10 protein-coding genes and 1 tRNA gene are annotated in these 12,212 nt (G+C 26.2%); 6 read left to right on the top strand and 5 right to left on the bottom strand.

From position 1 onward, the window contains the following. From N5D03_RS13930 to N5D03_RS13915, 4 genes are all read right to left on the bottom strand, one after another. Nucleotides 1-723, bottom strand: a 723-nt coding sequence (locus N5D03_RS13930; RefSeq protein WP_280051994.1) for a hypothetical protein, incomplete at its 3' end; no start/stop codon positions are given. Next, nucleotides 716-1,960 carry a phage integrase SAM-like domain-containing protein gene (locus N5D03_RS13925; protein ID WP_280051993.1) on the bottom strand — a complete coding sequence of 415 codons (1,245 nt, stop codon included), beginning with the start codon at nt 1,958-1,960 and terminating at the stop codon, nt 716-718. The genes N5D03_RS13930 and N5D03_RS13925, both read right to left, overlap by 8 nt. Nucleotides 1,961-2,259: 299 nt before the next feature. Then, nucleotides 2,260-2,490, bottom strand: a complete 231-nt coding sequence (locus N5D03_RS13920) for a hypothetical protein (RefSeq protein ID WP_114999416.1) — start codon at nt 2,488-2,490, stop codon at nt 2,260-2,262. 87 nt (nt 2,491-2,577) lie between these two features. After that, complete coding sequence (locus tag N5D03_RS13915) at nt 2,578-2,892, bottom strand: hypothetical protein (RefSeq protein ID WP_114999417.1); 315 nt, start codon at nt 2,890-2,892, stop codon at nt 2,578-2,580. A gap of 116 nt (nt 2,893-3,008) precedes the next feature. On the opposite strand from N5D03_RS13915, the gene N5D03_RS13910 reads away from it, so the two are divergent. The 5 genes from N5D03_RS13910 to N5D03_RS13890 all read left to right on the top strand — a co-directional run bounded on the left by N5D03_RS13910 (nt 3,009) and on the right by N5D03_RS13890 (nt 10,215). Then, on the top strand, nt 3,009-3,230 hold the full coding sequence (locus N5D03_RS13910; protein WP_114999419.1) for a hypothetical protein: 222 nt from the start codon (nt 3,009-3,011) through the stop codon (nt 3,228-3,230). Between the two features lie 70 nt (nt 3,231-3,300). Continuing rightward, the gene (locus N5D03_RS13905; protein WP_181816282.1) at nt 3,301-4,215 is read left to right on the top strand and encodes a WYL domain-containing protein; all 915 of its coding nucleotides are present in this window, start codon (nt 3,301-3,303) and stop codon (nt 4,213-4,215) included. A 191-nt stretch (nt 4,216-4,406) separates the two neighbouring features. Continuing rightward, a complete protein-coding gene (locus N5D03_RS13900; protein WP_114999422.1) occupies nt 4,407-6,182 on the top strand; it encodes a DUF262 domain-containing protein in 1,776 nt (591 codons plus the stop codon). A gap of 5 nt (nt 6,183-6,187) precedes the next feature. Further along, nucleotides 6,188-8,428 carry a DUF262 domain-containing protein gene (locus N5D03_RS13895; RefSeq protein ID WP_114999424.1) on the top strand — a complete coding sequence of 747 codons (2,241 nt, stop codon included), beginning with the start codon at nt 6,188-6,190 and terminating at the stop codon, nt 8,426-8,428. 116 nt (nt 8,429-8,544) lie between these two features. Next, the gene (locus tag N5D03_RS13890; RefSeq protein WP_280051991.1) at nt 8,545-10,215 is read left to right on the top strand and encodes an ATP-binding protein; all 1,671 of its coding nucleotides are present in this window, start codon (nt 8,545-8,547) and stop codon (nt 10,213-10,215) included. 12 nt (nt 10,216-10,227) lie between these two features. On the opposite strand, the gene N5D03_RS13885 is transcribed toward N5D03_RS13890, so the two are convergent. Then, on the bottom strand, nt 10,228-11,328 hold the full coding sequence (locus tag N5D03_RS13885; RefSeq protein WP_114999427.1) for a Fic family protein: 1,101 nt from the start codon (nt 11,326-11,328) through the stop codon (nt 10,228-10,230). A gap of 534 nt (nt 11,329-11,862) precedes the next feature. Between N5D03_RS13885 and N5D03_RS13880 the strand changes: the two genes are divergently transcribed. Then, a tRNA-Ile gene (locus N5D03_RS13880) sits at nt 11,863-11,936 on the top strand. Nucleotides 11,937-12,212 lie beyond the last annotated feature (276 nt).

Genomic DNA, 12,212 nt, shown 5'->3' with positions numbered 1-12,212 from the left:
TTTAATAATATTTTTATCAAGTTTTGATAAAGGAATACATCTTTCATTATTTAAGCTTCCATTTAATAAAACTAAAACTTCATTTTTATGAATTTTTGTATCAATTGATTTTTGATTTATTAGTGGAATGTAATCAAGATTTAAGATTCTGAAGAAGTTATTTATTTCGAATGTTAAATTGACATATGTATGATCATTATTTGATTCTTCTATTGATTTTAGAATATTGTTTTTTAATAATCTAAAGGCTTTTATATGCTCGTAAATAAAAAATGAAAATAGACAGTCTGTTAAACTAAAATGCCCTTTATTTTCAAATTCTAAATCTAGTTTAGCTGTGTTTTGATTAATTTTAAGATCTAAATCTTTTATAAACTTTGATTTCAGATTATTAAACAATGGATTAAGTAAAGTTGATTGAATTTCATACTTTAAGGCGATTAAATAGCATATAAAATATCCAGTTTCAAGTAATTTGGAGTATTCAGAAATGTTTGCTGAATATTTTTTTTCAAATAAGTGAATGTTTAGATTTTCAATTACACTTAATTGATTTTTAAGTAATGGAAAATGAATATCTATGTAATCAAATAGTGTAATAATATCATTGTAATTCAGATGTTCATTGATAATGTCTAAGAGATTTTCAATTTCAATATCTCCATTTTTGTTTAAATGAACTAAAACTTGATTCAATGGTGTATTTATCGTTAGTTTATTCACTTTTTTTGTATTTAACTGTATTCCAAATATCCATTTCCTTCTGCTTTTGTACTTCCTCAATTTTTACATAGCGTCTGAAAGATTTTTCATCTTTACTATTTGTGATATTTCTTAAAACACGTTCATTCATTCCTAAGATTAAACCATTTGTAATAAAGGTTTTTCGTGCTACATGGGAAGTGATTAATTGATACTTTTGAAATTTTTTATAAACTCTTTCAGTTCCAATAAAACGCACTAACTTAACTTCATCAAACCATTTTAATTCTTCGCAACAATCTTGAATTTTTTTATTTAATTTCTGTGAGTAAATTTTAGGAATTGGATTGTAAATTGTGTTTTTATATTTCTCTAAAATAGCTTTTGCAAAATCATTTAATGGAATAATATGATCATTAGTTTTGGTTTTTATTAAGGATAAATTAATATGATCGTCGTAAATATTTGCATTATCAAGATTGTAAATATCTGAATGACGTAAACCCGTAAAACAACCAAAACAGAAAAAATCTCTTGCTCTTTCCATAGATTTATTTTCAAATTTATGATTGTACAATTCCATTAATTCATCCATAGACAGATAAATAACTTCTATTTCATCTTCAGTACGTTTAATTCGTTTATATTCAATAGAATTATGATATTGTCGATCAAAACTCCATTGCATAAAGGTTTTTATGATTGAAATTAATTTTCCGTAGTAATTATTAACCGTTTTACGTTCTTCAAAACAATAAAGCATAAAGACTTCTTCAAATTTCTTATTGATAGTATCAAAACGTAATGGATATTTTGTAAAAGTTTTAAAATCTTTTAGAAAATTTTGTACTGTAGTATATTTTTTAATTGTTCCAGTAGCTTTGGTTAATTTTGAAACATCAATAAATTCTTGAAATGCTTCAAAAAAGTCAATCGAAATTTTAGTATTATCTTCATCGAACCTTTCATTAAATATTTGTTCTGAAAAATCTATTTCATTGTATTCAAAAAACTTGAAAATAAATTCTACTTTTTCAATTACAGATTGGATTTCTTTATTTGAGACTTTATAAAATTCATAAAATGAACTCTTTTTATGGTTCTTAATGGAATAATTATCTTTATTCCAGTCAGTGTTAATAGTTTTCGCATTAATATTCTTACGAATTCTAGCTTTTCCGTGCGTAACAACTAATCTAATAGGAATCAGACCATCTTTGTTTATTTTATCTTTCCTTAGCTCAAAATGATAATTCATTATAACAACTTTTAATTAGGGGGTAAGAAAGGGGGTGTTTTTGAAATTAAAATAGGTTAAAATTAATTAAAACAAATTCATGTAAAACACTAACTATCTGTTATATAATGTGTAAAAATACATTAAAAGCTGGTATAAACAAACAGAACTCCAAGTGGGACCACAAAAGCACCTTTTTAAAGGTGCTTTTTTTATTTAATTATGCTGAATTTTAATCATTTAGCAATTTTACTACATTTTAAAATCACCATTTTTCACCATTGTTTTGATACCCGTTTGATACCCATTTTATTTTTTTATTAGTTTCTTTTACTCCAAGTTCTACCTTCGTTTTTTGAATAATATAATCCTTTACTTGTATTGGCAAGTAATTCTTTACCATTGTCAATTAACTCAATAAAGTTTCCATAAGAAGACCCTGAGAATCTTGTGCTCCAAGTCCTCCCATCATTTTTAGAATATTCTAATTTGTTAGAGTTTGTTGGATTGATACGAATCATTTCGCCATTGTAATTAATCATTTGTGACATAATTTTTAATATTTATAGTTTTTGTTAATGTGGACAAGTTAATCCCTGTTTTAATTATATTTTTTCGTTTTTACATAATTGTATTATTTATTTCTCTATCAAATAATAAAGAGATAATTCATAATCGTTATTTTCTACTACATCATTTTCTTCAATATTCATTACAATAGAAGCATTATTATGCATTTCTTTTTGAATTACATCATTGATTAATCCTATATCATCCATCGTAATTTCTTTAGAATGATCGCATTTAATTTTGATAACAATTTTATCCTGGAATGATTTATTTCTTAAAAATGATGACATTTCATTTACTATTTTTTCAATACTTCCTATAAAAGTTTCTTTTAAACCATTTTCTAAAATGTGCTTTTCAATTTTATATTCTTTTTCTTTCATTTTTTTTATTTTGTTTCAAAACTATATTGAGGTGTGGACATAGTATGGTCTTAGCTATTGATAAATTTGAAAATAATATTTTTTAAAAATTATGCACACCTAAAAATTTCTTAAAAATGATTGAAGAAAATATAAATAAAGTTGATGAATTAGTAGAATTGATAAAAGAATATTCTTCTAAAAATCCTGAACAACGATTTACACAAATCTTATTTAATTTAAAAATAAACGAATTTAAAGATGACGATTTTACACAGGGTTTAAGAGATAACTACAATGATCTTGATCAAAATGTATTGAAAAGAATTCGAGAACGATTAAGGTTATTAAATAAATAATTTTAATATAAAAGCAAACCGACATTGTTTGTCCGTAAGCTATTTTATGTTTGTATTAAAATTACAAAATATGGCTAAAAGAGAACAAATGTTTCGGTTGATGAATATATCAAACTTCCTAAAATCTAAACCAAGAGGTGTAACATTTAGAGATATTCAACAGTATTTGGAAAAAAAATACGATGAAGAAGATTATGATGGTGAATTAGCTTTCAGTGAAAAAACTTTTAAGCGCGATCGTAAATTGCTTCTTGAACTTTTTAAAATAGAAACAAAGTTCAATCGTTCTACAATGCTTTATCAGATTATTGAAGATAACGAATCAAATCAAACTATTTTTGATAATTTATTATTAGTTAATGCATATAAAAAGGCAGCTGACCAAGCAAATATCTTACTTTTTGAAAAAAGACAAGCTTCTGGTTTGGAAAATCTTGATGGACTAATTCATGCAATTAAAAACACAAAAATTATTAGTTGCACTTATACGAAATATTGGGAAGGTGTACCTAATAAAAAGGTTTTAGAATCTTATGCTGTGAAAGAATTTAGAAATCGTTGGTATTTGATTGCAAAAGATCGTAATGATGATGATTTTACTTTGAAAACATATGGATTGGACAGAATTTCAAATTTAGAAATTCATTCTTCAACATATGTAAAGAATAAAAAAGTGAATGTAGAAGATATGTTTATCAATTCGTTTGGTATTATTTCGACATTAGGACAAGAGCCAACTAAAATCACTTTATCTCTGATACCTTGGCAAGGAATGTATGTGAAATCATTACCCATTCATCATTCGCAAAAGATTCTTGTAGACAATGAAAATGAGTTAAAATTGGAATTAAACTTAGTTCCTACTTATGATTTTTTCCAAGAAATATTAACGCATAATCAACGATTATTATCATTAGAACCAAAAGCAGTAAGAGAGGAATATCTTAAATTTTTACATGTAGGATTAAATAATCTTACAAAATAATAACATATTTAACAATTACGTAAAAACGTAAAATTATATTTGTTGAATAAAATTCGTTTTCATAGTATTGCATAATCAACATTATGTAAACAATACAATATTTCATTAAATCATCATGGTGCTTTAAGCGATGCTAAAGCTTGTGCTGAATTGTTTTTGATACATTTACAAAACATAAGTAAAATTTAAAAATGAACAATAAAATATCAATAAAAACTATAAGTGAATTACTACAATATAACTTCTTTATTCCTTCTTATCAGAGAGGTTATCGCTGGACTGAACAACAAGTAACTGATTTGTTGAATGACATAAATGAATTCACAACAGATTCTGATGAAAAAAATTGGTATTGTTTACAACCAATTGTAGTAAAACAAAAAAAGGATGAGAACAAGTGGTACGTAATTGACGGACAACAACGGTTAACTACAATTTATCTAATCTTGTATTATTTGAATCAAAAATATACAGAAGAAAAAAGAGTTAAATTGTTTGATTTAGAATATGAAACTCGAAAAGATTCGGCGGATTATTTAAAAAATAAGTTAGGTAAGATAAAAGAAGATACTTCAAATATTGACTATTTTTATATATCAACTGCTTATCAAACTATTTGTGATTGGTTCAAAAAAAAGGAAGAGAAACTTGATGTGATTACGTTTAGTTCTAAATTCAATTCTTCTACAAAAGTTATTTGGTACGAAACTTCACAAAATGAAGATTCTATTGATATTTTCACAAGAATAAACAGTGGGAAAATACCTTTAACGAATGCAGAATTAATAAAAGCATTGTTTTTAAATAGCTCTAACTTCTCCAATACAGACACAGAGAAACTGCGTTTGAAACAATTAGAAATAGCTTCAGAATGGGACAGAATTGAATTTGCTCTACAGGACGATTCTTTTTGGTATTTCATCAACAAAAATGAAAACAATCTTCCAACGAGGATTGAGTTTATTTTCAAATTAATGTATGAAGTAGCACAAGCAGAGGATAAAGAAGTGGAGGAAAGAAAACACTTGGGAATAAAAACTAAAGAACAAATTGATAAGAGAAAAATTGAACATCAAACAATTGTTGAACAATTCGGAAATGATGAGTATGCTACTTTCAGATTTTTTAATGATAAATTCAAAAATAATTCTGAAGTAAATAATAACTGGAAAGACATAAAAAAGTATTTTCAAACGCTTGAAGAATGGTACAACGATAGAGAATTGTATCATAAAATCGGTTATCTGATTACAGTTGGAATAAATATAAAAACTATTCTTGGTAATAAAGAAAACAAGACCAAAATTGATTTTGGGAAGTGGTTAGATCAAGAAATCAAAAAAATAGCAAGCAAAAAGCAAGTTGATAAATTAGAATATGAAAAAGATAATGCTCAGTTAATCAATGTATTGCTTTTGCACAACATCATTACAACAATAAATAGCGATGATACTTCTCTACGTTTTCCATTTAATAAATACAAAGACAAGAAAAATGGTGGTTGGAGTTTAGAGCATATTCACGCACAAAATTCTGATAATATTACAGAAATCGATGATTTTGAAGAATGGTTGAAAGTAATAGATACCGATATGATTACGGAAGAAATAAAAACAGAAATCAATAATTTCAATAATGACAAACAAAAGGAAAAAGTTTCTTCACTTGTCGAGAAATTAAGTAATCTATTTGGCGAACTTGATATTCATTCTATTGAAAATATGGCATTACTTTCCAAAAATGACAACTCAAAACTTAATAATGGATTGTTTCCTGTAAAAAGAAAAAGAATAATTGATCTTGAAAAGAATGGAGCATTTATCCCTATTACTACCAAAAAAGTATTCCAGAAATATTTTGATGACTGTACAAAACAATTTAGTAAATGGGAAGAAAAAGACAGAAATGCTTATTTGAATGACATTAAAGAAACTTTGAAAAACTATTTATCTCAAACAGAATTATAAAGACAATGAACAATAATTTAATATCAAATAACATAACTTTTTTACAACTACTATCATCTGAAAGCAAAGTATGTAATTGCTGTGGAAATTTAGAATGGAATCCTCTTAATAAAATAGAAATACCAATCATACAACGAGATTATGCACAAGGTAGAACTGGTAAAGAAGAAGTTAGAAATAATTTCTTAGAAACGCTTAAAAATACTCTTATACAAAACACTAAATTAGAATTAGATTTTGTTTACGGCAGTATAAAAGATAAGGTTTTTCAACCACTCGATGGTCAACAACGTTTAACAACTTTGTTTTTGTTGCATTGGTTTATTGCTATAAAAGAGAATAAGTTAAATGATGAATTGAAAAAACTCTTAACAAAATTCACCTACGAAACACGTACCAGCTCACGTGAGTTTTGCGAAGAATTAATCAATAAAGGGATTGATTACAATCAAAAAGATAATATTTCTGAACAAATCATCGATAACTCTTGGTTTTTTCTTTCATGGAAAAGAGATCCAACAATAAAATCTATGCTAACAATGTTGGATTCGATTGAACAGAAATTTAGAGATACAACGGAAGTTTGGGGTAAACTAAACAATATTAGTTTTTATTTCATAGAATTACAGGATTTCGGACTTTCCGATGACTTGTATATAAAAATGAATGCAAGAGGTAAACCTCTAACTGATTTTGAAAACTTCAAAGCAAAGTTTGAACAGCATATTACGAAAAATCATTGGGAAAAAGATATTACTAATCCACAAGAAACGTTTACTCATAAAATAGATACTAATTGGACAGATTTATTTTGGCAGTATAAAGATGAAAACAATAAAATAGATGATAATTTTCTGAAATTCTTTTCAACAATTGCGATTCTTAATTATGCTCAAAATAAAGAAATTTTTGAAAATTTAGAAGAAGAAATTGAAATTAAAAAAATACTTAAAAAAAAGAATAAAAGCAAAAATGTTACTGAAGATGCTGTAAAGAAAGAACGTATTGAAATAAGAATCACTGAGTTAGCGAATAATTATAAAGCTATCACACCAAAAGATTTTCCTACTGCTATTTCTTTTGATTTTCTTAAGAAATGTTTAGAATATTATTCAAAGGATGACAATGATAAAATCTCTTTAGAACTAAATCTGTGGGATATAACAAAATCAGGAAATTTGTTTGTAAATTCAATAAAAATAAATGAAAATACGACTTATAAAACCCGAGTACTATTTTATGCTCAAACATTATTCTTCCTAAATAAAAGTTCTGATTTAATCTCGTTCAACAATTGGATGCGTGTTGTAAGGAATATTGTAGAAAACTCAACGATAGATAGTGCTGCTATGTTCATTTCAGCAATAGATTTAATTAACGAGCTTTCTGACGGATGTTTTGATATTTACGGATATCTTTCTCAAAATAATATCAAATCAGGATATTCAAAAGTACAAGTGGAACATGAGGTAATTAAAGCAAAATTAATAAGTGGAATTGAAGGTGATAGATGGAAGAAACTTATTTTTGAGAATGAAGATCATCAAATGTACAAGGGTGTAATTCGATTTTTATTAGATAATAATGAAAACTTAGAGATATTTGAAAAATGGAGTAATAGAGCTAATTATTTTTTTGCTAATGATGGAATTATAGAAAAATATAAAAAGGATGCATTATTGCTTAGAGCATTAGTTAGTCAATTTAAAGATTGGAATCAATTTAATGCATTGGATTACGATTGTGAAAAAGGAACTTGGAGTAATATTTTAAGAAACGAAAAACTCATTCCAAAATTTCAAAAATTATTAGAAACGAATGATGAGGCAGATTTAAGAAAAATGCTTCTAATAGATTCTACTATTGAGGACGAAAAACTTAGACTTGTACATGAAGATTTATATAAAACTAAAATATTAATGGCAATAGAAAAAAGAACTAGATTAGCCAAAAATTATAATAATTATGTACTTTATCCTTACAATGCAAAAGTTGACTGGAAAAAATATATTGTAGGTTCTGAAAGGAACAAAATATTGTCAGATAAGATTAATGAAGAAATAATTACCTTTAAAAATGAAAATCAACAATTAAAATCTAATGGAGAATTAATTCCATTTTTCTGGGGATTAGATATTCCTTTTATATATAATAAAGTGGAATACATTTGGGACCGTAATAATAAAATAATTAAAGTTTCTACTAAGGAAGAATTTGTTGTAGAAGAATTTTGTTGGGAAAAATAAAAAATCAAATAATTAATAGGACTCATCCAAAAGATGAGTCTTTTTTTATTTTATAACTTTTTAATGGACATGTATTGTCTTTATCTAAAAATACATTTGTTACAAATAATTAGATAATGGAAAACCTTAACAAAAATCAAATCTTAGAAAATATTGGTCTTTTATATGAAAAAGCTGAAAATTGTAAATTAGAAAACTCATTTTTTGAAAGTGCAAAAGATGAAATAAATTTACTACAACGTTATTTTAAATTATCTGAAAGTCAAATATTATTCATAGCTGTTATTATTGCTTTAAATTATAAAGGGAGAACTGTTGATTTGAATGATTTAATTCAATATTTTGATTGTAATCCAATGAGAATTCTTGAATTTTCAGACGATTTAGATTTTTTGCAAAAGCAGAAATTTATTAAAAAACAGAAGTCTAGACACCGAATAAAACTTCAAGGAATTTATGATGAGTTTACAATCAATGAAGAAATTACTAATGCCATTCTTAATAATAAACCTTTTCCTAAAATTCTGGATGAGAAAAAAAATGATGTCATAGATTGTTTGGAAGAAATATACAATTTGGGAAATCGTAGAGATGAAGACGAAATTTCTACTTCTGAGTTATTTAGATATACAAGACAAATAATTAATCTTCATGTCAATTTTCCATTAATTAAAAAAGTGAAACAATTTAATTTTACTATCGATGAAAATTATCTTTTCCTGTATTTGATTTGGAAAACAATTACGGGTAAAGAATCGACAGATATTGGTAGAGCATTAGAAGGAATCTATGAAAATGCTGGTAAGCGAATTGATGTAATGCAAAATTTAATAAATGCTAATCATGTATTATTAGAAAACAATTTAATTGAAATTGTGGAAGCGAAGTTTTTTAACGATACTGAAATGAAATTATCGAGTAAATCGTATCAACTTCTATTTGATTGTGGAATTAAATTAATGCACAATAAAGTAAAAAAAGATAATGTTATTGAACCATTAGAAATTGTTGCACGTGAATTGATTTTTGATCAAGATGAGATGAAGCAACTTAGTTTTTTAGAAAATTTATTAGAAGAAAGCAAGTTTAAAGAAACACAAAATAGGTTAAAGGAAAAAGGTTTACCAAAAGGAATTTCAATATTATTACATGGATTTCCTGGTACAGGTAAAACAGAAGTAGTTAAACAATTAGCAAAATCAACAAATCGCTCAATCATGAAAGTTGATATCAGTCAATCAAAATCAATGTGGTTTGGAGAAAGTGAAAAAGTCATTAAACGTGTTTTTACATCATATAAATCGTTTTTAAATGAATGTAATCACACACCTATTTTGTTATTTAACGAAGCTGATGCGATATTTTCTACAAGAAAAGAAATTAATAGCTCTAATGTTGCGCAAACGGAAAATACAATTCAGAATATTCTTTTGGAAGAACTGGAGAATTTTGACGGAATTTTGATGGCCACTACAAATTTGGCAACGAATTTAGATACCGCATTTGAGAGAAGGTTTTTGTATAAAATATTTTTTGATCAACCAAAAGAATCAATTAAAGCTAAAATTTGGAAATCAAAATTTCCTTATTTAACGAAAGATTCCTGCAAAAAATTAGCTGCAACATTTAATTTCTCTGGAGGGCAAATTGAGAATATTTACCGTAAAAGTGAGATTAACGAAGTGCTTTATGATAAGAAATGTAATATTAACGAAATACAACAATTTTGTAATGACGAATTAATAAATTCTGAAAGTCCTAAAATTGGTTTTGGGAAAAGTAGTTAAAAGCTTTGTTAACTACATATTCAACTCATATCTAACAGAACGTCCTGCACCTTCAGTAATCAATACTTTTTTTTCAACTAAATCTTGTAAATCACGTGTAGCCGTAGCTTTTGATGTTTTTGTTATCGAAATATATTTCTTTGCTGACATTCCGCCTTCAAATCCTTCTGCTCCTTGATCCAACATTTTGATAACGACTTTTAGCTGACGTTCGTTTAAAAGAGGTTTTGTTTGATCTAAAAACTTCGTTTTATTTAAAATAAAATTGGTTATTTTCTTTGCTTGGATTTGTGCATCAAGAATAGTTGTAGAAAAATACAAAATCCAATCTGTAATTTCTAATGTTTGCTGAGCATCTTTCAATGCTTCGTAATAATTCTTTTTATCCTTTTCAATCGTACTTGATAAACTCATGATTAACGGACGATTAAAACTTTCTGCTAAACATTTTTCTGCAATAGCACGTCCAATTCGTCCATTTCCATCTTCAAACGGATGGATTGATTCAAAATATAAATGTGCAATAGATGCTTTAATTAATGCATTTTTAATATCGATTGGTTCAACTTTGATTTCATTATACCAATTGACAAATTTTTGCATTTCTGTTGAAACTAATTCTGAAGGAGGAGCTTGATAATGTATTTTTTCACGTCCATATGCTCCCGAAACAATAACCATTGGCTCTTCACCGATTCTATAATTTCCTGCATTAATAGAAGTAGAATTTTCGAATAAGATTTTATGCCATTCTTTTACTAAATCTTCTGTTAGTTCAGTTTTAAAGTTATTACGAACATCGACCATTAATTCACCTATTCCACGTGCATTTTTATCTTTTATATGGCTAATAGAAGAATGAATCCCAATTTTATTTTTAATGGATGACATTACATCTTGACGGCTATAAAATTCGCCTTCAATCTCAGAAGTTTTAATTGCTTCATCAATCATAAATTGAATAATCGTTTCTTGCTTGATATCTTCGGGCAGGGTATCAATCATTCCTTTTAATTCGCCTGTTTTTAAAGCAAATTTTATAACTATTTGGTCAATTACAGATGAGTCATATTCAAAATTTGCCCAATTTTTATATTGCCAATTGTATTTCATGAGCCGATTATTTAATCTAATTGGCTCAAATATAATAAAAATATGAGCCGATTAATAAATTTATTTAGCTCATTAAGTTCATTAACATCAATTAAACATTTTAAATTCACTATTTTACTTCATCTTTCTTAGCCCAATTCTAAATAAGAAAATCATCATTCTTATAAAATAGATTTGACTTTTAAAACGTATAATTATGAGTCAAATACAGATTTTGTTGGTTTATAATTGAAAGAATAAACTCAATAAAAATGAAGAATCATTAATTCAGATTTGCTGTTATCAGAATGGAAAGAGAACATATTTTTCGATAGGTCAATTATGTTTAATAAAGTATAATGTTAATAAACCATAATTTATTTCATTTTAATCAAATTAAGGATTATAAATATTATAATAAAAATACAACACTATTATATTGTAATTGAATTTGTTGTGAAAAACATTAAAATTCTTTTATTTTTAACTTGTTTTTTATGTTTTAGATTTTATATATTTGCATTCAAAATAAAAGGTATTATTCTTTTTATTTTTGGTCCTATAACTCAGTTGGTTAGAGTAGCTGACTCATAATCAGCAAGTCGTTGGTTCGAGCCCAACTGGGACCACAAAAGCACCTTTTTAAAGGTGCTTTTTTTATGTCTATAATTTTTAATTTTATTTATAATTTATTGTAAATAAAGTTTTTATGTTTTTTTTTAGTAAGCTTGAAAGACTTTCTTCAATAAGGTAATCCCAATTTATTTTTTTATTTCATTTAACGATGAGCCGATTATTTTGATTAATTGGTTCAAAAAAGTGTGAATTATGAGCCGATTAGTAGTTTTTGAGGTTTCAGATATATGTATTGTACGATGAGACTAAGACTAAGACTAAGTATGCGG

The organism is Empedobacter sp. GD03861, from assembly GCF_029840885.1.
Classification (GTDB): Bacteria; Bacteroidota; Bacteroidia; order Flavobacteriales; family Weeksellaceae; genus Empedobacter; species Empedobacter falsenii_B.
Note: the sequence above shows the minus strand (reverse complement) of the source record. Positions and strands in the feature narration are given on the sequence as shown.

What these genes read in the sequence shown, in the direction of transcription:
- N5D03_RS13925 (WP_280051993.1), bottom strand. Translation starts at nt 1,960, where the DNA reads ATGAATTATCATTTTGAGCTAAGGAAAGATAAAATAAACAAAGATGGT.
- N5D03_RS13920 (WP_114999416.1), bottom strand. Translation starts at nt 2,490, where the DNA reads ATGTCACAAATGATTAATTACAATGGCGAAATGATTCGTATCAATCCA.
- N5D03_RS13915 (WP_114999417.1), bottom strand. Translation starts at nt 2,892, where the DNA reads ATGAAAGAAAAAGAATATAAAATTGAAAAGCACATTTTAGAAAATGGT.
- N5D03_RS13910 (WP_114999419.1), top strand. Translation starts at nt 3,009, where the DNA reads ATGATTGAAGAAAATATAAATAAAGTTGATGAATTAGTAGAATTGATA.
- N5D03_RS13905 (WP_181816282.1), top strand. Translation starts at nt 3,301, where the DNA reads ATGGCTAAAAGAGAACAAATGTTTCGGTTGATGAATATATCAAACTTC.
- N5D03_RS13900 (WP_114999422.1), top strand. Translation starts at nt 4,407, where the DNA reads ATGAACAATAAAATATCAATAAAAACTATAAGTGAATTACTACAATAT.
- N5D03_RS13895 (WP_114999424.1), top strand. Translation starts at nt 6,188, where the DNA reads ATGAACAATAATTTAATATCAAATAACATAACTTTTTTACAACTACTA.
- N5D03_RS13890 (WP_280051991.1), top strand. Translation starts at nt 8,545, where the DNA reads ATGGAAAACCTTAACAAAAATCAAATCTTAGAAAATATTGGTCTTTTA.
- N5D03_RS13885 (WP_114999427.1), bottom strand. Translation starts at nt 11,328, where the DNA reads ATGAAATACAATTGGCAATATAAAAATTGGGCAAATTTTGAATATGAC.